This is a genomic window from Aneurinibacillus sp. XH2, assembly GCF_001439585.2.
GTDB lineage: Bacteria > Bacillota > Bacilli > Aneurinibacillales > Aneurinibacillaceae > Aneurinibacillus > Aneurinibacillus thermoaerophilus.
The window spans coordinates 1,054,859-1,078,865 of record NZ_CP014140.1 but is presented as its reverse complement, the minus strand read 5'-3'; the positions used below and the strand labels follow the sequence as shown (position 1 = coordinate 1,078,865).

Below are 24,007 nucleotides of genomic sequence, written 5' to 3'. Positions count from 1 at the left end.
CTACACACCACCTTTCTGATATTCATGCAGCAATTCCTGAAGATGCTGCCGGGCCCGATAAAGGTATGACTTAACGGTATTCAAAGGCATATCCATAACTTCCGCAATCTCACCATATGATAAATCCTGAAGATAGCGCAATGTAACAACAGTGCGTTGATGCTCGGGTAGCCGCTTGATAGCTTCCCTTACTTCTTCAGCAACTCCTGCCCGCTCTATTTCACGCTCTACATCATGCGAATCGTAAAGCGTAAGCTCATGCTGATCAATTGAGACAGTTTCTTTCTTTTTACGAAATTTATCGATGCATATATTGGTAACGATACGCTGTACCCAAGTGGAAAACTTTGCCTTCTCCTGGTATGTATCGATTTTCGTATAAATTCGAATCAGCGCTTCTTGGGAAGCGTCTAGTGCATCATGCTCGTTTCCCAGTATATAAAACGCGGTACGATACACAGAATGCTCTATGGACTCCAGTAATTGCACAAGAGCCTTCCGATCCCCGTTCTGGGCGGAGCGTATTAACTCTGCATCAACCACGCCCGTGCCTCCCCTCTCATACTTTTAAGACGTAAGGTATATGCTAAATGTTGCGCAAATCATAAATTTTATCTATCTGCACGCCGTAGATTTCCCAAAAGTTCTATATATAACTATGCCATCCCGCACATAAACAGTGATCGCCCCGCATATGTCCGTCCGTAAAATAATGCTATCCAGCGCAGCAAGTCTTGCTATCACTTCACGGTGTGGGTGGCCGTAACGGTTCTTCTTCCCTACGGAAATCACAGACAGCTTCGGCTTAAGATAGTTCACCCAATTTTCCGAAGTCGAACTTTTGCTGCCATGATGCCCAACTTTAAGCACATCCACCCGGCCAATGTTCGCTTCGCTTAATAGACGTTGTTCCCCATCCTTTTCCAGATCGCCCGTAAACAACATGCGCACACCGTAGGCTTGAAGTAACAACACAACCGAATTTGCATTGTCTTCTCCAGTGGATGAAGGCGCGGAAGCAGGATTAAGAACGCGCCATACGATCTCTGGTTCCTCCCTCCACACCTGCCCCTGTTCGGCTTTCCTGACAGAAATGCGTTTTTCTTTAAACAATCGGTTTATTTCTGCTTCGATTTCTGTCTTTGCAGGCAAACCATTTACCATGGCCTGTTTAACGCGAATATGATTTAGCAAATACGGCATCCCCCCAACATGGTCGCTATCTCCGTGCGTAAGCACCAGCAAGTCAATGGTAGAAATCCCCCGCGAATAAAGAAACGGCATAACGACGGATTTGACTGGATTGAACGGGTCTCTTCGCCGCTGCCATGGCTTTTTATTCCCCTCCGGCAGCGGTCCTCCTCCATCAATAAGCACAACATTGCGCGGAGTTTCGACGACGATAGCGTCTCCTTGTCCGATGTCCAAAAATGTAATGGTCACCCCTTTTCTTTCCCAAGAAATAAAAAGAGTTCCGAACAAAAGGAAAGAAAAAGATGCAAAAATCATCACATTTTTCCAATTAAGGGCTATTTTATCATACAACCATCCAAGGAGAAAGAGAAGCCAGAACGTATATCCACCTATCCAAAACAAAGATGGCGAACGAAAAACAAAACGAAAACTCCGCCATTCTTCAGCCTTATCCAACAGCTGTAAAACTGGAAGCAGGAGCGTGTCCACCACTTTTGCCGGCAAGAACCCGAAAGCTGGATGGATCATCCCCAGCATAAATGAAATAGCGGCCATCGGCGCGATCATGATACTTATAAAGGGAACAAACAAAAAATTGACCAGAGGTGAAAGAAAAGAATAAACGTGAAAGTAATAAATCGTCAGCGGAAAAGAAACAAGTGTAGCTGCTAATGTCACCGCAGCAAGACCCCGTACTCCGTCCCGTTTAAAGGGAAGCTTACGCATCAACGGCGGTACAAAGGAAAGCAATCCAAAAGTAACAAGATAAGACAGTTGAAACCCTACATCATGAATATAATAGGGGTTGGCAAGCGCCATACATAAAAAGGAAGCACCCAAAAGGTTCCAGCCATCTTTTGCCCGGCGCATAAGAAGCGCAAACAAGGCCAGTTCACCCATGATAAGCGCACGTACTGCCGAAGCGCTGGAACCGGTCATTACTACGTATACCGGCAACAAACACGCGGTAAGCAAATAAGAACGCTCCCGGGTAAAGCCGAATAAACGTAAAACGTAAACAAGTGCGACAACAAGAAGCGTAATGTGCTGCCCAGAAATCGCAATCACATGGGTAAGCCCAAGCGAAGAAAATGTAGTGTACAATTCCGGGTCTACACGATCCACCGCTCCGAGTAACATTCCTGAAAGCAAGCCCGCTGATGTCGGATGATATAATTCGAAAGCCCGATTCGCCAGCTTTTTCTGCCAGGACATCATCAATCCTGTAAATCCGATTGGTGCATGTCCGTAGGATAAACTTTCAACATCCCATATCTTTCCAATCCGATGAATATGCTTTCTATGGAGATACGTTGGGTAGTCAAAAGCGCCCGGGTTTGTAGGAGGGGCCGGACGTTCGATTTCTATTTTTCCGCTCAAGGTTGCTCCATAGCTGAGAACTTTCTCCGCCTGCCTTCGGCTCGCCTCATTCCGAAAATAAATCGTTGTCTGCACCAGCTCTGGAACTTCTAAGGCTTTCCCATTAAGTACATGAATGCGCAAAATAAATTTGCAGCGATCTCCATCAAACATCACTGCGCTCTGAATCTCTCCCGCAAATGCTGCGTTCGTTTCATCTGGTAAAATGCTCACATTATGTTTTTCGATCCACAAATACCAAGAAAATCCTGTGATAAAGAACAAAAGTCCCGTCACAACAAGTTTATAGTATGCCTTATTCTTGAAAACAGGCAATATCCCCACGATTATAAACCCTAACAGCAAACCGCAACCTAAACGGGCGCTGTTGACAAACTGAGAAGCACACACCAACCCGCTCAGCATGTACAAACCGCAGAAAAAAAGCGCCCGTTGCCTCATTCTTATTTCACATACCCGCGCTTCTTCAACTTTTCCACATGCGCACGCATCAGCGCATCAATATCCATCAAAAAAGTCTCTTCCAATATGTATAACATTGTAAAGCAACACTGGGCAATATGCAGAAGATTTAAACCGCACCCTTTTAAAATTTGTTCATCTGTATGAACCCGCTTCTCTCCGCTAGCACCGCGAAACTTACCGATCCATTGGGCAAACCGCCCGATAGCGACAGAAATATTTAATACTGTACTGTCAAGCGTAACACCAGGAATGGTAAGACGCGGCAAACTCATTGCCCGAAATCCTTCTTCATTCACTTTAATATATACATCACCAGCTACGCTTTCCAAATACCCTTTGCGCAACAGTTTGGCCAGATGGTCATCAATCATATCTTCCAAGCGCACCTCAGGCGCTAAATCTTCCAGAACAAATGTCATAGAAATACAAGTTTGAGCGACATCGAGCAATTCACCGGCTACGTTTTGCAACGCTTCTCGCGCCCGTGGTGTTCCCTGTTCATCCATCCAGCAAAGGATGGCTTCACTGAGCTCTCCCTGTTCTTCCACCAGCTTGCGAAAAGTCGACTCCAGCGAAGGAACGAGTCGATTTAGCCTGGGAAGTACGATCTCCATTTTACTTTCCCCTTTCTCCCCTATACGTTTTTTCTTTCTATTGTATCATAAAAATCAAGATAAATGTAAAAAAAAGGAAGAAGTTTTTTTCCTCTTTCCTTCTAATAATTCTGTAGCTCATTCCATTGATCAGTGAGCAGACACAACTCTTGCTTGATGATATGCACGTGAGGTTCTTTGTTATGTATCATACAATCATTCAACTTCTCCAGCAGGTAATTAATGCGACCTTCTAAAATTTGCCGATCGATATACTGATCCACCAGTATGTTCGACAACTCTTTCTCCTCGCCCAATCCGTTGCTTTCATAGATACGTCCCTCGCGGAAGTGAATATCTCTGCTTACTCCTTCCTCATACAGACGAAGCATGCCGCTCGCTCCCATCAGGTAAATAGAACCATAAAACAGACGAATAAGAGGATTGCTCATCATTTCCTCTTCCGTAATACCATTGATATAAAGACGGCCTTTAATCGGCAGACCTGCTTGTACAACCAAACGAAAGACGCCGTGTTCCGTATAAAAGCCGAGCAACAATGTGCCCTGCATCGTTTTCTTTTCTTCTACCGTTATTTCGGAACGGGATTTCGCTTCTTCCACAATGCGATACACATCATCTGTTCTTTCCTGAGGAGCTTGGAAATTATCACATACGCCACGGATCGTTGCGACATTCGGTTGCATTAAAATCACCTCGTTTATAGTTCAAAAAAATATCCTCTTGCTACATCTTTACCCCCTTAGTTATCATCCATACCACATTTTTACACTTTTTATAAAAAAATATTCTAATCTACAATTTCTATCTGAACCCCGGCCGGAGGCGTATACTCAAGCAACTGACGAAACATAATTTGCTTCTGTTCAAAAAGATGTGCTACCTTCTCATAGTCTTTCAAATATATCCGATGATAGACCACCTCGATGATGCCGCTGTTGGCGATTAAATTAGCGCACATCCAGCACGGCTGATCCGTGACATAGATGGTGGCTCCCTGCCGTTCCTCCTGGTCGGTAAACAAAAGCAAATTCTGCTCTGCATGAATGGTGCGAATGCATTTTTGCTTCTCAACGCTGTTCCCTTGTTCGTCTACCTCATAGTAGGTATGCAACATACATCCAACATCAAGACAAGACTCAACGCCGCTTGGGCTTCCGTTGTAGGCCGTTCCCAGCACTTTTTTATTTTTGGTTAGTACCGCCCCAACGTGACGGCGCGGACATGTGGCCCGGGTCGCGGCCATATACGCTAAATCCATAAAATATTCATCCCATGTCTTCCGTGGGCTCATATCTTTCCCTCTCTTCTGTTTCTTTCTCTTTACTATTCTAACCTGCGAAAAAGAATACCGGAAAGAAAAAAGGGAGAGAAAGTCTTCTTCCTCACCCCTTCTAAAACTTATTACTATTCTGCTTCCGTCAAACTACGATTATGCATTCACCAGTTGGCTGGCTTTAAGCGCCTGCTCAATGTCGGCAATAATATCATCTACCGCTTCAATACCGATAGAGAGACGAATCATATCCGGCGTAACACCCGCACTGCGCTGTTGTTCTTCCGTTAGCTGCTGATGCGTCGTACTTGCAGGGTGGATAACAAGCGTTTTGGCATCGCCAACATTCGCCAAGTGGGAAAGAAGCTTCAGGCTGTTAATAAAGCGTTTGCCTTCTTCCAGCCCACCTTTAATGCCGAACGTGAAAATGGAACCCGGTCCTTTTGGCAAATACTTCTTTGCGCGCTCATAATAAGGACTGCTCTCAAGCCCTGCATAATTCACCCAGGAAACAAGTTCGTTTTCTTGCAAATATTCCGCTACTTTTTTTGTATTTTCCACATGACGCTCCATGCGTAAATGAAGCGTCTCCAACCCTTGCAGGAATAACCAAGAGTTGAACGGAGATATCGCTGCCCCAAAGTCGCGCAGCAATTGTACGCGCGCTTTGATAATGTAGGCAAGATTGCCGACTGCTTCCGTGTATACTACACCGTGATAGCTCGGATCTGGCTCAGTTAACCCTGGGAACTTGCCATTGTTCCAGTCAAAGTTACCGGAGTCGACAATCACGCCTCCAATTGAGGTACCATGACCACCGATAAACTTTGTAGCAGAATGAACAACAATGTCAGCGCCAAATTCAATCGGACGGCAAAGATACGGAGTGGCAAACGTGTTATCTACAATAAATGGAATTCCGTTCTCATGCGCGATGCCCGCTAATGTTTCCAAATCAACTATATCTGCGCGTGGATTTCCGATCGTTTCCGCATAAAGCGCTTTTGTCTTGTGCGTGATCGCGGCACGAATAGCATCCTTATCTTCCGGATCAAAGAATTTCACCGTTATGCCGAACTTCGGAAACGTATGCGCGAACAGGTTGTATGTTCCGCCATATAGATTGCTGGAAGCGATAATTTCATCCCCCGCATGCGCGATGTTTAAAATAGAGAACGTAATTGCCGCCTGACCGGAAGCGACCGCAAGCGCACCCACACCGCCTTCAAGTTCCGCAATCCGCTTCTCAAACGTATCCTGCGTCGGGTTCATAATGCGCGTATAAATGTTACCGAATTCTTTCAATGCGAACAAATTGGCTGCATGCTCCGTGTCTTTAAATACATAAGAAGTTGTTTGATAAATTGGCACCGCGCGCGAAAGCGTCGTCGGGTCCACTTCCTGTCCTCCGTGCAAGCATACCGTCTCGAAATTGAATTTGCGTTCTTCTGCCATTCTCTTTTTCCTCCCTGTCATCATTCTTTGTTTTCGGCGATGCCAACCAAAAGAAAAATCCTCTTCTTTGGAAGAAGAGGATTCTACGCAGGTATGTATCATCGCTCTCATCTTCCAAAGCATGCTGCTTTGCTGGAATTAGCACCTTGCACATACGTGCCGGTTGCCGGGCTTCATCGGGCCAGTCCCTCCGCCGCTCTTGATAAGAGATGTCTTATATAAAATTTTCTCGCTTGAGCTGATTCTGGTTTTATTATAGCCTTACTATTCCTACCTGTCAACTTAATTTGAAGATTTTTATTGTACAGAAATTTTGGCGCGCATTTTCTCCAATGTTTTCGGACCAATTCCTGCTACCTTTGTTAAATCCTCTACCGTTCTGAACAGGCCATTTTCTTCCCTGTATTGAATAATAGCTGCTGCTTTTCCAGGCCCAATACCAGGAATGGTTTGTAGTTGCTCTAATGTAGCTGTATTAATATTAATTTTCTCCTCCTGCCCGGGTGCGCCCGGCGCAGAAGCTGTTCCTGCTGATGCCAGACCCGTTGTACCGATTAGAGCCTCTTCTCCTTTTATCGGAATATATAAGAGCATGCCGTCAACAAGCCGCTGCGCTCCGTTGACTTGCTTTGCATCCGCTTCCGGAAGCAATCCGCCCGCCATCCCGATGGCCTGATACACACGTGCCTCAGCCGGTAACGTATATACCCCTGGCTTCGCTACCGCGCCCTTCACATCAACGACGACAGTCGCCTGAACGGATGGCGCAGGAGAGCGCGCGCTTTCCTCTTTTTCTATGGGATCTCCCGTTTGATCGTTCTCCCCGGCAGTGAAAACGGAGGAGCCCGTAACCGCTTGTTGCTCAGAAAACGGAAGCGTTTTTGCTTCTGTTTCCTCCTGAGTGTAATTATAAAAATAAATACTACTGCCCAAAATAAAAAGACATATACTAATACTGATCCATTTTTTCTTTTCTACAAACCAGCTTTTCACCGCATCTCTCTCCCTTACTTGTAGTTTTCTAACTTTTTGCCTATACTTTTTATATAAACATTCAGAAAATCGCCACTTAAAAAAGGAGGATTGCAAACAATGGGTGTTCATCACGCAATTTCAGCCCACTCCGCAAGGCAAGCTGAGTATATTACGCTCTACCGCAAACTGGATGCGGTGCGGGAAATGTGGATTGAAAAAGCGGTAGAGCAATGCAAGAACGGAGAAAAAATCAGCGTGGAAGAGATTAATAACATCACACAACAAATTAATCAACTTGCGCAACGTTACCATCTTCCGCCGCGCAAACTTGTGACGGAAGAAATGGTACAAAATATTTGTAAATAATTACCACATCTCTATCTTAGCATAATTAGAAAAATATGTGTACTAAATCTTTCTTTCCCCTCATACTTATTAAATAATTATAATCGCCGGGGGGATTTAGATGCATATCGGCTTTATCGGAACGGGAAGTATGGGAACAATCCTCATTGAAGCCTTTATCGAATCTGGTGCTGTTCTGCCCGCCCAAATCTCTGTTGCCAATCGGACACCGGAAAAACTACATGCGCTCACGGCAAAACACCCGGACATCAAGGCTAGCACTAACATAAATGTGGCCCAAAAAGCAGACATTCTATTTCTGTGCACCAAGCCCCTGGAATATCGGACGGTACTCGACGAAATTGGCGAACATTTGACGCCCGATAAACTTGTTCTATCTATCACAAGTTCCGTCGGTGTGCAACAATTAGAAGCATATATTCCTTGCAAAGTGGCCCGTGTCATTCCCAGTATTACGAATACAGCGCTCAGCGGTGCTTCACTCATTACGTTCGGTGCCCGTTTAACCCAGACTGATCGTACCTTGCTGCTCACACTTCTTTCTGCCATCAGTACGCCTATAGAGATTGAAGAATCGCAAACACGAATTTCCTCGGATATTGTAAGCTGCGGCCCAGCTTTTTTTAGCTTTCTAATGCAACGCTTTATTGACAGCGCGGTCGATCATGCATCCATTACGGAGGAGCAGGCTACAAGATTAATGACCGAGATGATTATCGGGCTTGGCCGCCTGCTTGAAGACGGACGTTTTTCGCTGCCGACACTTCAGGCCAAAGTTTGCGTGCCAGGTGGAGTAACCGGCATCGGCTTGCACGTGCTTGATGAAGAAACACAGGATGTGTTTAAACATTTAATTGAAGCAACGCACAATAAGTTCAACATAGATGTACGGGAAGTTCAGGAAATGTTCACCAACCAAAAAAACTCCTTCCATTGAACAAGGAAGGAGTTTTTTGCGCACTCGGAAGATTACTTAACGACCTGAGCGCCTGCTTTTAATTTGTCAGAAATTTTAAGGCTAAAACCCGCAGCAGCTTTCTCATTTACTACTAATTGAACATCTTTCAAAGCTTCAACAGGAATAGAATCCAGCTTCTCGCCCTTTAACCCCCGGGCTGCTATAGTATCGTCTAGCCTACAACGATATTTACCAGTTTGCCCGGAACGGCGATAACTTTACGCACCGTCTTGCCTTCAACCAGCTCTTTGATTTTTTCATTTTCGGTAGCAAGAGTCTCCATCTCCTGCTTCGTCAAATTGGCTGGAATAACCATTTTATCGCGTACTTTGCCGTTGATTTGGACGACAATTTCCACTTCATCAAGCACGAGCGCGGCGGCGTCATACTTCGGCCAGGACTGCTGGTGCACGCTATCTTCATGACCGATCATACGCCACATTTCTTCCGTAATGTGCGGCGCGAACGGCGCGAGCAGCACAACCGTTGTTTCAATGGCGTGAGCTAGCATGCCACGATCCGCAGTTTCCGGATACGCATAAATTTTGTTTACAAGTTCCATGATGGCACTGATTGCTGTGTTGAACTGACGACGCTCACCGATGTCTTCACTTACTTTCTTAATGGTCGCGTGTAACGTGCGGTTCAAATCTTTGGCCGCGCTGTCGGACAAGTTCACCTGCGGGTGTCTTGCCACAAGCTCTGCATGGCTATCCACCATACGCCATACGCGATTTAAGAAGCGATAGCTTCCTTCTACCCCGCTGTCGCTCCACTCAAGATCACGATCCGGCGGCGCCGCGAATAAAATGAACAAGCGTCCAGTATCCGCTCCGTACTTGGCAATGATTTCATCCGGACTGACAACATTTCCTTTTGATTTGGACATTTTTGCTCCGTCTTTCAGCACCATGCCCTGTGTAAGTAAGCTCTTGAACGGCTCGGTAAAGTTAACCATGCCAGCATCATACAATACTTTGGTGAAAAAGCGGGAGTAGAGCAAGTGCAAAATCGCGTGTTCAATACCGCCAATGTACTCATCTACAGGAAGCCACTTATTCACCTTTTTCGAATCGAAAGGAATGTCGTCGTTTTTCGGGTCTGTATAGCGCAGATAGTACCATGACGAATCGATAAACGTATCCATCGTGTCCGTTTCCCTACGCGCTGGCCCACCGCAGGATGGGCAGGTCGTATGCACGAACTCTTCGGATTTAGCTAAAGGATTACTCATTCCGTCAATGACGACATGATCCGGCAGCATGACGGGCAAATCTTCTTTCGGTACCGGAACGATGCCGCAATCGTCACAGTAGATAATCGGGATCGGCGCACCCCAGTAGCGCTGGCGAGAGACGAGCCAGTCGCGCAGGCGATACGATACCGCCGGGCCACCTACCCCCTTCTCCTTCAAATGCTCACTGATGACAGCAAGCGCCTTGCGGTTCGGCATTCCGTCAAATGAATCTGATTGCACAAGTACGCCGTCTTCCGTGTACGCTTCTGCCATTTCCTCATTCGTGTCAACTTCCTCGCCTTCTGGTGCAATTACACGCCTAATCGGCAAGTTGTATTGTTTGGCAAACGCGAAGTCGCGCGTATCATGCGCCGGAACTGCCATCACAGCCCCTGTGCCATAGTCGAGCAACACATAGTTCGCAATCCAGATCGGAATGTCCTCACCGGTCAGCGGATGGCGAGCATACGCCCCGGTAAACATTCCTTCTTTCGGTGCATCGGTCGATGTACGAGTAATGTCCGATTCTTTCTTAATTTTTTCAATGAACTCTAGCACTTCTGCTTCGTTTTCTTTTCCTTTGACAAGCTTGCGTACAATCGGATGCTCTGGCGCCAATACCATGAAGGTTACGCCGTACAGCGTATCCGGACGCGTTGTGAATACGGTCAGCTTCTCGTTCAACTCCGGCACTTCAAATGTAACTTCCGCCCCCGTGCTTCGGCCAATCCAGTTGCGTTGCATCGTTTTGACCTTTTCGGGCCAGCCGTCAAGCTGATCCAAATCTTCAAGCAAACGATCGGCGTAATCAGTAATTTTGAAATACCATTGTTCAAGATCGATTTTTGTGACTTCCGTGCCACAGCGCCAGCAGCAACCGTCTTCCACCTGTTCGTTAGCGAGCACGGTTTGATCGTGCGGGCACCAGTTTACCAATCCTTTTTTCCGGTAAGCCAAACCTCTTTCATAGAACAAAAGAAAGAGTTGCTGCGTCATTTTATAGTATTCCGGCGAGCAGGTTGTTACTTCTCGCTCCCAGTCATAGCTTACCCCAAGCTGTTTCTGTTGGTTTCTCATAAAATCGATATTTTCGTATGTCCATTTTGCCGGCTGGGCCCCCAGCTTAATCGCGGCATTCTCCGCCGGCATGCCAAAAGCATCCCAGCCCATCGGATGAAGAACTCGGTAGCCGCTCATTCTTTTATAGCGTGCGACCACATCGCCAATGGAATACACGCGCATATGGCCCATATGAAGACGCCCGGACGGATATGGAAACTGTTCAAGACAATAGAATTTTTCTTTGGCATCGTCTTCGTTCGTGCGATGCGCGTTTGTTTCATTCCAGTATTGCTGCCATTTTTTTTCGATTTCATGCGGATTGTACGTCCTCATCAACGAATGACCTCCTGATCTTCATTAAGACAAACTCGCAGGCATTGCCCGCAAGTTTTTTCTGCCTACAATTCGGAAAGAAAGTATTTTGGTACGTTATGATTTTAAGATAACATATACTTTCTTATCCACTTGAACACTCCCATTCACGCAGGCTTAAGCCTTTTACGTCCTTATCCTGATACCCGCAACAGGAACACAACTGACTCGATGGGAATATTTTGCACACAATGCTGATTGTACGTCCGTACCATTCGGCTTGGTTGCTTATATTTTACAAAATTGAGGGAGGAAAGAACAGTCGGACTTGTGAGAAGGTAAAAGCCTGCCCTCGTCCGAAGCCGATTCATTCCCCACTTTCACTGGTAACAAAAGCATCTTCACGCTTAGAAGTAGGGGGGCTTCTCGGCTGATATGATAAAAAGCCTCCCGTCCCTATAATCCAGGGACGAGAGGCTTACTCCCGCGGTACCACCCTAGTTAACGCAGAGCTATGTGCAAGCCTTGCGCTCACTTTAGCATCCGTAACGTGGATGAGACGGATAACGGTACCTTTATATCCCGCTATCGGCTCCAAGGCGAGTTCATTGCCGGAAGCGGTTAACTCGCACCAACCGTTAACTCTCTGGTACGCTCCTTAGGCAACTACTACTCCTTATCCATGCCATCATTTACAATTTGTCTAAAATTATATGCAATCTTCCTATCAGGTGTCAACTTTTTATCTAATGAGGCTTACGGGCAATAAAAAATGCGCGTTCGCTGTCTGTTGCTACCGGCTGCGATGTAAAATCCGCGGTAATGGACAGAACATCAAATCCGGTATCCGCAAGCCACTGCCGCAAAGCTTCAAGCGAATACGCCTTCTGGCGATGCCGTTCATGAAACCGGCGGTACAAATCGTCTTTTTCCCGTACAAACAAAGTTAAATCGTGTTCCACTGCTTCTTCATCTTCATAGTAAATGCTCTGCCAAATATACGCCACATGTTCGTCCTGATAAGAGAACGATTCATTCCCAAATACTTCGGCGATTTTATACGGAGTATGCACGTCGAATAAAAATGTGCCGCCGGGCGTAAGCGTAGCGAAAACCCTTGCGAATACCTGTTTTATCCCTTCAGCATCCGGAATGTAATTCAGTGTATCGCAAAAGCTAATCACGCTGTCCACCAGCTCAGGCAGCGCAAGTTCACGGATATCCTGCCTAAGCCAGTGAACGGCAGCGCGCGGATGGCTACGCTGCACCTTCTCCCGTGCTACCGCAAGCATGTCGGCTGACAGATCGACACCCCACACTTCCAGCTCTCGCTCCAGCAGGTAACGGGTCAAAGAGCCTGTGCCACAACCAAGCTCCGCGACGCGGCGCGGTCTCGTCCGCGTCAGGCGCCACGCTTCCACCGCAAACCCCATCCATTGATCGTATGGCGCATCGGCCATCAAATGATCATATACGTCAGCCAATCGCCGATAACTACTGGACAGCGACAACGGGAGCATCCTTCCATAAGCGTTCAATATTATAAAATTCGCGCTCATCACGATGGAACACATGGACAACAACATCGCCCAAGTCTACAAGCACCCAGCGCGCGTCATCGTAGCCTTCACGGCCGCGCACGACAATTCCAGCTTTTTCGGCACTATCTTTTATATGATCAACAATCGCCTGCACCTGTGTCTCTGAGTTGCCGTGACAAACAACAAAATAATCAGCAATAATGGACAGTCCCTTCAAATCAAGAATAACCACATTGTGTGCCTTTTTGTCCTCCGCGGCTTTGGCGGCTAATTGAGCGATTTCCAATTCTGTCATAGTCGCTTTTATTCCTCCTGTTTATTGTTCTTTTTCGACTTTATTAAGGAGTTGCGGGCCAGAACGGTGAGAGGATATATTCTTTTTTCACGGTTTACGAGGAATGCGATGGTGCCGCCCAAAGCTTTGGCAAGCGCCCGATCCAAGTCCTCTTCCGCCACTTGGCGCAATTCCTCCACGCCGGGGAATTGACGACCCGGTTCTATATAATCGGCCAGACAAACGACTTTTTCGAGCAACGTCATATTCTCGCGGCCGGAAGTATGATAACGGATTGCGTTTAGTATTTCTTCATCTTCGATACCAAGGTCACGACGCACCGCTTCCGCTCCGACATGCGCGTGCCATAATTCCTTATCATGTTCCAGCAAATCTTTCGGAATATGCGGCGTTGTCTCGATAATTTTCCGCATGTTTTCTTCTGACCAAAACTTGCAATAATCATGAAGAATAGCAGCCGTCTCCGCCTTTGTCTTATCCGCGCCATACTTCTCAGCGAGACGCACCGCAGTTTCCATGACACCCAGCGTATGTTCATAGCGATGTTTTGTCATTTGTCCCCGCACAGCTTCCAGCAATTGTTCACGCTTCATATAATCGTTTCTCCTCTATATACAATCTTACCGCCTCCGGCACAAGATACCGGATTGACTTTCCATCCGCCGCTTTTTGGCGGATCATAGTTGATGAAACATCCAGCTGCGGCATTCTCACCTGAATAACATCTTGCATATATTTGTTGTCCATTATATAGCCGGGTCTAGCAAGCACCACAAATTTCACCATCGTAATGAGCTCTTCTATTTTGTACCATTTTGGCAAATGTTTAGCCATATCTCCACCAATGATAAAGTAAAATTCTGTGTCCGGGTGTCGTTCTTTCAGCAGACGTACTGTATGATAAGTATATGAAGGCTGTGAACATTCCATCTCCAGTTCCACCGTGCTTAGTGAAAAGTACGGATTGTCCGCAATGGCGAGTTCGACCATCGCTACACGGTGTTTGTCTTCGGTAATCGGGTTCCCCAACTTATGCGGCGGAAGGCGGGCTGGCATAAACCATACTTCATCCAATCCGAGCGCATCCCGTGCCTGTTCCGCTACAATTAGATGAACAGCATGAATCGGGTCGAAGGTTCCGCCGTAAATGGCAACTTTCTTCCGCTTATTTCGGAAGTTCAATGGTTTTTCGTTCCTTTGACTCTTTATATAATACAATTGTATTTCCGATAATCTGCACAATTTCCGCGCCGCTACCGGCAGCAATCTCCTCAGCCACCTCATGCTTGTCCTCACCGCAATTGTTCAGCACGGAAATCTTCAGCAATTCGCGCACTTCCAGCGTATCTTCGACCTGCTTGATTAAGTTTTCATTGACACCGCCCTTCCCTACCTGAAAAATCGGGTCTAAATGATGAGCCAACGAACGCAAATACCGTTTTTGCTTTCCTGTTAACATAACGTTCCTCCTTTTCTCCTACTGTCCACGCAACGCATCCATAACCACTTCGCGCATCACGTTTACGGGAGCCGGCCGTCCCGTCCAATATTCAAAGCTTAAAGCGCCCTGGTAGATGAACATCCCTACCCCGCAATGAACGCGCGCACCCTTCGCTTTCGCATCACGCAACAAGCGCGTTTCCATTGGATTATAAATCAAATCGCTAACCGTAAGCCCGCCGTGCAGCGTTTCCGCCGGGAGAGGGCTCGCTTCCGTTTTTGGATGCATGCCGATTGACGTTGTTTGGATGAGCAACGTGCTAGTTGCAAGCGCCTCTGCAACCTTATTCAGCGGCAGGGCACAAACGGTCGCCTGTGGCACAGCCTGCTTCATATGAGCGGCGAGCTGTTCAGCTTTCTCCACCGTACGGTTCGCAATTACAAGTGAGGGAAGCCCGGCCTTCAGCAGAGCTATGGCTACGCCACGCGCTGCTCCTCCTGCTCCCAGCAGCACGGCAGATTGCGATGCTAAATCAATGCCCGTCTCTTCTGTAAGCGATCGGACATAGCCCCGTCCATCCGTATTATAACCGACAAGTTTGCCTCCTTCATTGACAATCGTATTGACCGCACCGATTATCTTCGCTTCTTCGTCTACTTCATCCAAGTAATCCATAACAGTTACCTTATACGGAATGGTTACATTCACACCGCGCATGCCAAGCGCTCGAACGGCCTGAACGGCCTCCTGCACCCGACTTGGATCAATGTCGAACGCGGCGTACCGGTAATTTAAGCCACACGCTTCAAACGCGCGATTATGCATAAGCGGCGACAACGAATGCCCCACCGGATGACCGAACAGCCCTGTTAATATCGTTTGGCTATCCATATGTTTGCTTCTCTCCTTAACTATCTTTTCCTATTTCTCATCTTATCTCACGGTTCACGTACAAAAAACCCCCTGAAGAACAGGGGTAATCAAAGCGCTTATATTAAAGACGGACGCAGGCTGGCCGCGACGCCTTTCGGCACATGCACCACAACGTTCGCACCTTTACCGTGCAAAGCCACCCATCCTAAACCTGAAACAACGACATCATACTTACCAGGCGGAACTTTAAACATGAATTTTTCCCACACCATTTCTCCGGCCGCTTCTTTTCCTGGCGGCGACAGCAATTCGCCTTTATGCTTTTCATACAATTCATCGGCGTTGGACAGTTTTGTTCGGTGAATGTTCAGATGGTTAGATACATAAACCACAAACGGTTGATGCTCACCTTTGACGAAATCGATACGGGCGAGCCCGCCAATAAATAACGACTGCTCCGCGTTTAGCTGGTACACTTTCGGCTTAATTGGCTTGTCCGGCATCACCAGTTTCAATTCTTGCGGCGCTACTTTATGTACCAGCTGCTCCCGATTTACAATTCCCGGCGTATCGTACAAAGACGATTGCTCGTCAAGCGGGATTTCAATTACATCGAGCGTCGTGCCCGGAAATTGGGAGGTTGTGATGTCCATTTCCGACTCGCCGAATTGCTTAAGCAGGTAGTTAATCAATGAAGATTTGCCAACGTTAGTCACACCGACAACATAAATATCACGCCCTTGACGATGTTCATTCATCGCCGCAACTAGACGGTCAATTCCTTCACCTTTGCGCGCGCTCACTAGCACGACATCTACCGGTTTCAGACCGAGATCAGCAGCCGATTTGCGCATCCAATTCACAAGGCGGTTGCGATTCACATTTTTGGGAAGAAGGTCAATCTTGTTACCAACTAGAAGAATCGGATTGCCTCCCACAAAACGCGGCAGGCCCCTAAGCCAGCTGCCATTAAAATCAAAAATATCCACTACCTGTACCACAAGCGATTCCGTGTCGCCAATGCTGTTAAGAATACGCACGAAATCATCGTCGCCCAGCGTGACGGTGGACGCTTCGTTATAATGCTTAATCCGGAAGCAGCGCTGGCAGATTACTGTCTCTTTTTCCAGCGCCTGTGGCGGGGCATACCCCACTTTGTTTTTATCTTCCGTCTGAATGGCTACACCACAACCAGCGCAATATATCTTCTCTTGCTTATCCATTTGAATCCTCCCAAGGAATTTTGCCACGTTTCCGCATCCAATTGAGGGCGATCTTTTCCAGCTTCCGATTAAAGCGAGTCATAAAACCGTCGGTCTGTGCGACCGGCACGACAAGAATCGTGTAAAAACCCATCCGCTTTCCGCCCAACACATCAGTAAACAGCTGATCGCCGATGACCACAGTCTCATTTACGGACAATCCCATCTCACGTGTCGCCCTGCGGAAGGCGGCGGATGTTGGCTTCTTCGCCTGATGAATAAACGGAACCCCGAGCGGCTCTGCTACTTTAGATACCCGGGTTTTTTTGTTGTTCGATACGATGACAACTGAAAATCCCTGCTCTTTTAGCTCTTTCATCCATTTCACAAGTTCGGGGGTTGCATCAGGACGATTCCACTCAATCAGCGTATTGTCCAAATCTGTAATAATTCCCTTGATGCCGCGTTTTTTTAATTCATTCAAATCAATGTCATACACGGATTCCACATGCAGATCCGGCAATAATAATGGGTAGAGCATGCAACCACTCCATACTTTTTATCCATAATAAAAGTATCTAAATTTAAGAATAGTGTTTGTATAAATCCGGCATTTACTATACCATATCTATCCTCATTCTGTCACGCAAGGCATAAAATAAGAAAAAGCATATGTTACTTTATCACTATAAAGCAACATATACTCTTATACAATATGAACTCCCCCCACTTCCTGTCGATTGAAGTGGGAGTTTCTGAACGATCCTCCTCAGCAGAACAGGCGAGCATTTGTGTTGAAATCCTTCTTTTGCTTAAAGGAAAAAGAAGCGCGATTCATCCTCTACCTACGCCAGGGGCGTGGAGGAAGGGGACTTCTCGCGTATCATGTTAAAAACGCCCTCTTGGAAGAGAGCGTTTCTCATTCTTATTTTTTATCTGCTTGGGAAGCCGAAATCCCTTCTAAAGCGGCTGGCAATTCTTTCGCCTTTTTAGCCTCTTCTGGAAGTTGAACTTTTAGATTATCGTTATAATCACTGTATTTCATATCCTGCGTCATGATCATTCGCTTGAACGGCATATCTTCAATGTTATCTTTGTATGTGACAGCTGTTTGGGTTTGTATACGCTTGACCAGTTTGGTCGCAGGATCGAGTTCCATTACGCCCTGCATGTAAATCGATCCGATCACGCCTTCCGCTTCCTTAAGCGTATCGGTCATTCCCTGCATTCCGTTCATCATGGAAGTCAAATCTGACAATTTGTCGATGCGTCCCTGGAACGCGATCTTTCCCTCTCCCAGATCGCGGTAAAATAATTTCTTTTCCAGTTGCGGCGGAATACCAGACATCTGCTCCACCATTGCTTTCATATCTATGGGGAAGCCGTTTTTCATCTTGACCCAACCGGACGAATGTTCCATGCCTCCGGACAGATTATCCGGCATTTTCATATACATATCCTTACCGAGAATATACTGTTCGAACGCCATGTGGTCCATGCCTTCCTTTTCAAGCGCTGCCGGTGCTTTCATGCTCGTTTGGATGTACATTTTATCCGGCACTTCAAACGTGCTTTTTATATTCATCGATACGCCTTGCAGCATCTCTTTACGTGTTTCTTCAGGCAAGGAAGCAAGCGTCTTCTCATTTCCTTCCATACTAAACGCCACTGTTCCTTCCATGCGGAATGAACGAACATCACGCTGCGCTTTCTGACTTTCTTCCAGCAACTTCTTTGTGCTGTCTGAAGTGGAAAGCATTTGCTGAATTAGCGCTTCTGCTACCTGCTTCGTCAACGGGCGTTCCAGATTGTCCCACTTATAATCAAAGTTGACCGCCGCGAGCCATGATGCCGTGTTATGCGCCCAGTGTGAAGAAGGCAGCGGCGACTTTACGCCTGGCACCTCCTGCTCCGGAATGCCGAGCGCACGACTGAGCATCGCGATTGCCTCTCCCTCTTTTAATACTTGTTTCGGATAAACCATACCATCATCATATCCGCTCAAAACACCGTTCGCCTGAAGCTTGCTTACAATACGAGCAAGTTCGCTGTCACGCTCTACATCCTTGTATGAATACTGCGCCTCTGCTTCCGGCAAATCAATCGCCCGCGCAAGCATTACAAAGAACTCACCGCGTGTCATTTGCTCCGTCTGTGCTTGCATTGTGGTTACCGGTTCAGCTGCTAACACATTTACGGCAGGCACGCCTGTAAGCATCGTCAGACTTAATAACCCGGTCACTGCTATATTACGCTTCTTCATTCCAATTCCTCCTCGAAATTGTTCTTACACCTTTACATACGAAAAAAAGTTGGAAAAAGTTTCAACATTTTATCCGCGTTCCTGATGAATTAACGTTTGCTTTAAATCCCACAGTCTCTGGCTCAAATCTACATGGTATTCATGCGGATTGACAAGCCGCCTGATTTCCGGCGAAAACCGGGCTAGCTGCTTACGAACATAGGCACGAATTTCTTCCAGTGCGGGCGGATCATATAGCCTTCGCCCTCTCTCAATGACCGGATATAACAGTGACTCCGTTCGATAATTGCGCAGTGTTTTTCGTTTGTGCGGGAACAAAGGATGGAAAATTGTAATTTCATCCTGCGGAATCTCTTCTTTCGCAAGCGCGATTAAGTCAGCCAGCGGCTTGTCCGTCGCCCGATCATAAAAACGAATTACCTTTTTATAACCCGGATTCGTAATCTTCGTGGGATTCTCGGAAATCTTCAGTCTCGGTTCCCACTCTCCGTTTTTTTCCACCGCGGCCAGCTTATAGACGCCACCGAGCGCCGGACAATCATACGAAGTAATAAGATTAGTGCCTACACCCCAAATATTGATTTTGGCCTCCTGACTTTTTAAGTCTTGAATCAACCGTTCATCCAAATCACTTGAGGCGACGATCGCCACATCTGTAAGCCCCGCTTCATCCAGCATGCGGCGGGCCTCTTTTGAAAGATAAGCTAAATCTCCGGAATCTAGGCGAATCCCCAACAATTTTTTGCCCTTTTCTCTCATAGCTAGGCCGATCTTGATAGCATGCGGAATCCCCATTTCCAGCGTGTCATACGTGTCCACCAACAGTACTGTCTCATCTGGAAACGCTTCACTGTAAGCCGTAAACGCGTCCAATTCGTGTTCAAACAACTGCACAAAGCTGTGCGCGTGCGTGCCGCGTACCGGGATGCCGAAATCCCGGCCAGCAATTATGTTCGATGTTGCGTGCACTCCGCCGATATAGGCAGCTCGCGCCCCATAATACCCTGCCTCCGCACCCTGCGCCCGACGCAGGCCAAATTCCAGTACGGTGTCGCCTTTTGCCGCTTCAACAATGCGGGCAGCTTTGGTAGCGATAAGCGTCTGATGGTTAATAATTGTTAACATTGTCGTTTCGATTAACTGTGCTTCGCCAATCGGGGCCTCGACCCGTAAGAGCGGCTCTCCTGGAAACACTACAGTTCCTTCTTTCATAGCGGCGATGTTTCCGGTAAAGCGAAAGTTTCTCAACTTCTCTAAAAACGTATCCTCATACGAATAGACGCTTCGCAAATACGCGATATCTTCTTCCGTAAACCGAATATTTTCAATATAGTCAAGCACCTGTTCCAAACCGGCGAAAATCGCATACCCATTTCCACCCGGCGGCTTGCGGAAAAATACGTCAAACACCGCCCGCCGGCCATCCAAGTTTTTCTTATGATAAGCATACATCATATTAATCTGATATAGATCAGTGCTCATCGTCAGGTTGTTCATTTGTTCATCTCCTCGCATCCTCTTTTTCCCAGAATTGACGGAACTTCTGCGGATGATATACTTTGAAATAACAACCGATACGCAAGGAGGCTTCTCCATGTCGTCCATCCATCCACTGCTTATCGATTTGGCCGAGCGCACCGCGACGCTTATTGTACTCGCGTTTTTTCTCTCCCGGTTTCGTTTCTTCCGCCGGGTGCTTCGGCGCACGGACGGACCACGTGACAAAATAATTACAACTATAATATGTACACTCATTGGTATTTACGGAACGTATGCCGCAATTCCCATCGAAGGGGCGCTGGCAAATTCACGCGTGATCGGCCCGGTTATGGCCGGGCTCCTGGGCGGGCCGATCGTCGGTACCGCTGCCGGTTTTCTCGCAGGCTTACACCGCTACTTTCTCGGAGGTTTTACCGATTTGGCCTGCGCCGTCTCCACCACCGTCGAAGGGGCGCTGGCAGGGCTGGTGTACATGCGTTATCATCACCGCTCCATACATTGGAAGATGGCCTGGGTCGTCGGCTTTATCGCGGAAGGGATTCAAATGCTCTTAATTCTTGGGATTGCCCGTCCGTTCGCGGATGCGCTCCACCTTGTCGAAATTATTGCATTACCAATGATGCTAGTCAATGCCTCAGGTATCGCGCTGTTCGTTATGATTGTTCAAACTGCAAAAGCGGAAGAAGAAAAAATCGGCTCTATGCAGGCACAGCGGGCGTTGCAAATCGCTGACATTACGCTGCCGATTCTACGCCAGGGACTCAATGAAACGTCCGCCGAAAAAACGGCTCGCGTGATTTACAATATGACAGAAGCTGCGGCAGTCGCCATTACCGATAGAGAAAAAATTCTCGCTCATATCGGCGCCGGAGATAAGCATCACCAGCGCGGTACCCCTTTGCAAACCGAAGCAACGCTGAAAGCGATCCATACGCAGCAGTTGCTTTGGGCCAAAAACAAAACAGAAATCGGTTGCAGCAGCATCGATTGTCCGCTCCATTCCGCGATTATTGTTCCGCTTCGGAAAAAGGACACGGTGGTGGGCACGCTCAAGCTATATTTTAAAAAACAGCACGAAGTATCCGTCGTCGACTGGGAATTGGCGCGCGGACTTGCGCAATTATTCTCCACTCAGCTTGAAATCGCCGATTTGGAAAAGCAGGCGGCGCTGCTGGCCGATGCGGAAATCCGCGCCTTGCACGCCCAGATTAATCCGCATTTTCTATTCAATGCCTTAAACACAATCTCATCGTTTATCCGTACAAAACCGGAAACTGCCCGCCGTCTAATCGTAAACCTGGCGGAATTTTTCCGGCGCAATCTGCACCAAGGCGACCGGATAATTACCGTAGAAGAAGAGATAAAACATGTAGAAGCCTATTTGGAAATCGAAAAAGCCCGCTTCGGAGACAAACTCCAGATTGTAACCGAGATTCAACCCGAAGCCTGGAAGCAACGCATTCCGGGTCTTATCTTACAACCGATTGTGGAAAATGCCGTTAAGCATGGCCTGCTGCCGAAAAAGGCAGGCGGTACCATCCTTATACGCATCGGAAAAGAAAACAACGCGCTGGTCATTCAGGTTATCGACGATGGTGTCGGCTTTGCCGCGTCGACCGAGTCCCGACCATTCTCCGGCATCGGTCTGCAAAATGTACGCGGCCGCCTGCAATCTCTATACGGCAATCCTTATGATCTGACCATCGAAGCCAATCCTGGAGGCGGCACTGTTTGTACCATTACAATCCCTTGGAAAGAAAGGAATGTATCTTAAATTTATGATACGGGTAATCATTGTGGATGATGAGGCGCCAGCCCGCTCCGAGCTACGTTATTTGTTGGAACAATACGATGACATTGAAGTCATCGAGGAGGCGGCAAGCGGTGAAGAAGCAATTGAACTGATTCAGCGCCAGAAGCCTGATGTTGTATTTCTCGATATTTATCTTCATGATATCGAAGGCATTAAAATTCCGGAAATGATAGAGGGGGAAGAACACAGGCCACATATCGTATACGCCACTGCCTATGACTCGTATGCGCTGCAAGCCTTCGAGACCGAAGCGGCGGACTATATTTTGAAACCGTTTAATGAAGAACGGCTGAAAAAAACGATGACCCGCCTACGCAAAAGAATACAGGAAAAAAAGGCCCAGCCTGCTTCTTTCCCTGCCATCGAACATACGCTTCGCCAAATTATTGAGACGATTCAACCCATGGCAAAATCGTTCTCTTCTTTTTCTCGGATTCCCGTAGAAAAAGCAACAAGCGTAGCGTTTGTCGATATTCATGACATTGTGTACGCGGCAGCGGAAGGCAGGAATTGCCGAATTTTTACAAAAAATGAAGATTATATAACCTCATTCTCCCTTCAGGAACTAGAAAAAAAGCTGCCTGAAGACCGCTTCTATCGCATTCATCGCACCTATCTTGTGAACCTAAGCTGCATTGTCGAATTTATTCCCTGGTTTAAAGGCACCGTTCAGATAAAAGTCGGGGACAAGAATGAAACCGTACTGCCTGTTAGCCGTTCTCTTGTCAAAGATTTAAAAATGCGGCTCGGATTTTAACATCGTAAAAACCCGTTCTTGTGAACGGGCTTTCCATTTACTCAATCCATTTTTTCTTTAGTTTCTCAAATTCTCCTTTTAACTCCATTTCTTCCATCCATAACCCAATCCAATTGCTGAAAACCGTATCCCCGCGGTGCATCATAAAACCTTTCTCATCAATTGTGAACGGCTTATCACTTAACGCCGCGTATAAACGCGGATCTTGTTTAGCATACAGCATCGCTTCAATATTATCAGTAATCATAACATCAAATTTTCCTTCCGCAACAAGATGAGGAATATCGAGATTATTTTCTACAACAGTCACATTTGCTTTCGGAAGGTATGCTCTGACAAACTTTTCATTTGTGCCCCCCGGATTAACGCCGATTCTCACTTCAGGTTTGTTAATATCCTCAATGCTCTTGAACTTCTCCTTATCTTCCTTACGAATCAAAGGCGCTTTTCCAAATTGAATATAGCCTTGAGATAAATGGGCTTTCTTTTGGCGTTCAACATTACGGGTGATGCCCCCAACCGCGATGTCGAACTTATCCGCTAACAAGTCATCCATTAGCGTCGGCCAAGAAGTTTTTACGAACTGTACTTCAACTCCTAAATCTTTAGCGAGCATTTTCGCGGCATCAATATCATATCCTTCAAACTGTTGTGTTTTAGGATTAAAATATGTAAAAGGCTTATAATCTCCCGTCGTTCCTACGCGAATATACCCTCTTTTTAAAATCGTATCAAGCCGGGATTCGATCGAAACCGTTTTGTCTTTTTCATCAATCGTAACATTACGTCCAAGCGCTTTGGCAACGTCCTGCGCCGATACAAAAACATTGCCGTTAACCAGCTGGCTATTTACTTTTTTCCCGTCTATGATTACACTTTCCTCATTGTATGCCTGTGCCTGAGGAAGCGCAATAAAACCGCCCCCAACAAGCAAAGTAGCAGCCAACAATCCCTTTCCTATCATACTGTACAGTTTTTTCATAAGATGCACATCCTTTTCTTACATAAAAATAAATTTATTTTGATAG

At 46.8% G+C, this 24,007-nt stretch carries 23 protein-coding genes, 1 pseudogene, 1 riboswitch and 1 other annotated feature; of the genes and pseudogenes, 4 read left to right on the top strand and 20 right to left on the bottom strand.

Annotated features, from left to right (window positions below):
• From ACH33_RS05235 to ACH33_RS05205, 7 genes are all read right to left on the bottom strand, one after another.
• A complete protein-coding gene (locus ACH33_RS05235) occupies nt 1-543 on the bottom strand; it encodes an RNA polymerase sigma factor (RefSeq protein ID WP_057898054.1) in 543 nt (180 codons plus the stop codon).
• Nucleotides 544-615: 72 nt separating this feature from the next.
• Nucleotides 616-3,015, bottom strand: coding sequence for a DNA internalization-related competence protein ComEC/Rec2 (locus ACH33_RS05230; protein ID WP_057898053.1), 2,400 nt, complete (start codon nt 3,013-3,015; stop codon nt 616-618).
• 2 nt (nt 3,016-3,017) lie between these two features.
• On the bottom strand, nt 3,018-3,653 hold the full coding sequence (locus ACH33_RS19815) for a MazG-like family protein (protein ID WP_057898052.1): 636 nt from the start codon (nt 3,651-3,653) through the stop codon (nt 3,018-3,020).
• Nucleotides 3,654-3,754: 101 nt separating this feature from the next.
• Nucleotides 3,755-4,348, bottom strand: a complete 594-nt coding sequence (locus ACH33_RS05220; protein WP_162265000.1) for a hypothetical protein — start codon at nt 4,346-4,348, stop codon at nt 3,755-3,757.
• Nucleotides 4,349-4,443: 95 nt separating this feature from the next.
• Nucleotides 4,444-4,947, bottom strand: a complete 504-nt coding sequence (locus ACH33_RS05215; protein ID WP_057898050.1) for a deoxycytidylate deaminase — start codon at nt 4,945-4,947, stop codon at nt 4,444-4,446.
• A 138-nt stretch (nt 4,948-5,085) separates the two neighbouring features.
• A complete protein-coding gene (locus ACH33_RS05210) occupies nt 5,086-6,384 on the bottom strand; it encodes a homocysteine synthase (protein WP_057898049.1) in 1,299 nt (432 codons plus the stop codon).
• A 104-nt stretch (nt 6,385-6,488) separates the two neighbouring features.
• Nucleotides 6,489-6,593: riboswitch (SAM riboswitch) on the bottom strand.
• Nucleotides 6,594-6,681: 88 nt separating this feature from the next.
• Entirely contained in the window at nt 6,682-7,377 is a 696-nt protein-coding gene (locus ACH33_RS05205; RefSeq protein WP_057898048.1) for a helix-hairpin-helix domain-containing protein, read from the bottom strand.
• Nucleotides 7,378-7,476: 99 nt separating this feature from the next.
• Here ACH33_RS05205 and ACH33_RS05200 point away from each other — a divergent pair, with 99 nt between their 5' ends.
• Nucleotides 7,477-7,725, top strand: a complete 249-nt coding sequence (locus tag ACH33_RS05200) for a DUF2533 family protein (protein ID WP_057898047.1) — start codon at nt 7,477-7,479, stop codon at nt 7,723-7,725.
• A 100-nt stretch (nt 7,726-7,825) separates the two neighbouring features.
• Nucleotides 7,826-8,662: a late competence protein ComER gene (comER, locus tag ACH33_RS05195; RefSeq protein WP_057898046.1), complete on the top strand. Its 837-nt coding sequence runs from the start codon at nt 7,826-7,828 to the stop codon at nt 8,660-8,662.
• Nucleotides 8,663-8,855: 193 nt separating this feature from the next.
• On the opposite strand, the gene leuS is transcribed toward comER, so the two are convergent.
• The 12 genes and pseudogenes from leuS to ACH33_RS05140 form a co-directional block, all read right to left on the bottom strand.
• Nucleotides 8,856-11,315, bottom strand: coding sequence for a leucine--tRNA ligase (leuS, locus tag ACH33_RS05190; RefSeq protein WP_057898045.1), 2,460 nt, complete (start codon nt 11,313-11,315; stop codon nt 8,856-8,858).
• A 130-nt stretch (nt 11,316-11,445) separates the two neighbouring features.
• Nucleotides 11,446-11,577, bottom strand: a pseudogene (locus ACH33_RS18580) (zinc ribbon domain-containing protein); the annotation flags it as partial.
• Between the two features lie 179 nt (nt 11,578-11,756).
• Nucleotides 11,757-11,986: a binding site (T-box leader), on the bottom strand.
• A 54-nt stretch (nt 11,987-12,040) separates the two neighbouring features.
• Nucleotides 12,041-12,805: a class I SAM-dependent DNA methyltransferase gene (locus ACH33_RS05185; RefSeq protein ID WP_236781972.1), complete on the bottom strand. Its 765-nt coding sequence runs from the start codon at nt 12,803-12,805 to the stop codon at nt 12,041-12,043.
• Nucleotides 12,789-13,130, bottom strand: a complete 342-nt coding sequence (gene rsfS / locus ACH33_RS05180; protein ID WP_057898043.1) for a ribosome silencing factor — start codon at nt 13,128-13,130, stop codon at nt 12,789-12,791. The genes ACH33_RS05185 and rsfS overlap by 17 nt, the downstream gene beginning before the upstream one ends.
• Nucleotides 13,131-13,138: 8 nt before the next feature.
• A complete protein-coding gene (gene yqeK / locus ACH33_RS05175) occupies nt 13,139-13,723 on the bottom strand; it encodes a bis(5'-nucleosyl)-tetraphosphatase (symmetrical) YqeK (RefSeq protein WP_057898042.1) in 585 nt (194 codons plus the stop codon).
• Nucleotides 13,713-14,312: a nicotinate-nucleotide adenylyltransferase gene (locus tag ACH33_RS05170; protein WP_057898041.1), complete on the bottom strand. Its 600-nt coding sequence runs from the start codon at nt 14,310-14,312 to the stop codon at nt 13,713-13,715. The genes yqeK and ACH33_RS05170 overlap by 11 nt, the downstream gene beginning before the upstream one ends.
• Nucleotides 14,296-14,589, bottom strand: coding sequence for a ribosome assembly RNA-binding protein YhbY (yhbY, locus tag ACH33_RS05165; RefSeq protein ID WP_057898040.1), 294 nt, complete (start codon nt 14,587-14,589; stop codon nt 14,296-14,298). The genes ACH33_RS05170 and yhbY overlap by 17 nt, the downstream gene beginning before the upstream one ends.
• 18 nt (nt 14,590-14,607) lie before the next feature.
• Entirely contained in the window at nt 14,608-15,462 is an 855-nt protein-coding gene (gene aroE / locus ACH33_RS05160; protein WP_057898039.1) for a shikimate dehydrogenase, read from the bottom strand.
• A 98-nt stretch (nt 15,463-15,560) separates the two neighbouring features.
• Nucleotides 15,561-16,667, bottom strand: a complete 1,107-nt coding sequence (gene yqeH / locus ACH33_RS05155; protein WP_057898038.1) for a ribosome biogenesis GTPase YqeH — start codon at nt 16,665-16,667, stop codon at nt 15,561-15,563.
• Nucleotides 16,660-17,187 carry a YqeG family HAD IIIA-type phosphatase gene (locus tag ACH33_RS05150; RefSeq protein ID WP_057898037.1) on the bottom strand — a complete coding sequence of 176 codons (528 nt, stop codon included), beginning with the start codon at nt 17,185-17,187 and terminating at the stop codon, nt 16,660-16,662. Before ACH33_RS05150 ends, yqeH begins: the two co-directional genes overlap by 8 nt.
• Before the next feature lie 384 nt (nt 17,188-17,571).
• Nucleotides 17,572-18,909 (bottom strand): S-layer homology domain-containing protein, encoded by a 1,338-nt coding sequence (locus ACH33_RS05145; RefSeq protein ID WP_057898036.1) that lies wholly within the window; start codon nt 18,907-18,909, stop codon nt 17,572-17,574.
• 69 nt (nt 18,910-18,978) lie between these two features.
• Entirely contained in the window at nt 18,979-20,406 is a 1,428-nt protein-coding gene (locus ACH33_RS05140) for a nicotinate phosphoribosyltransferase (protein WP_057898035.1), read from the bottom strand.
• A 97-nt stretch (nt 20,407-20,503) separates the two neighbouring features.
• Here ACH33_RS05140 and ACH33_RS05135 point away from each other — a divergent pair, with 97 nt between their 5' ends.
• Both ACH33_RS05135 and ACH33_RS05130 read left to right on the top strand, forming a co-directional pair.
• Nucleotides 20,504-22,183 (top strand): sensor histidine kinase, encoded by a 1,680-nt coding sequence (locus ACH33_RS05135; RefSeq protein WP_057898034.1) that lies wholly within the window; start codon nt 20,504-20,506, stop codon nt 22,181-22,183.
• Nucleotides 22,184-22,187: 4 nt separating this feature from the next.
• On the top strand, nt 22,188-22,979 hold the full coding sequence (locus ACH33_RS05130) for a LytR/AlgR family response regulator transcription factor (protein ID WP_082706155.1): 792 nt from the start codon (nt 22,188-22,190) through the stop codon (nt 22,977-22,979).
• Nucleotides 22,980-23,016: 37 nt separating this feature from the next.
• Here ACH33_RS05130 and ACH33_RS05125 read toward each other — a convergent pair whose 3' ends face one another.
• Nucleotides 23,017-23,961: a transporter substrate-binding domain-containing protein gene (locus ACH33_RS05125; protein ID WP_236781971.1), complete on the bottom strand. Its 945-nt coding sequence runs from the start codon at nt 23,959-23,961 to the stop codon at nt 23,017-23,019.
• Nucleotides 23,962-24,007 lie beyond the last annotated feature (46 nt).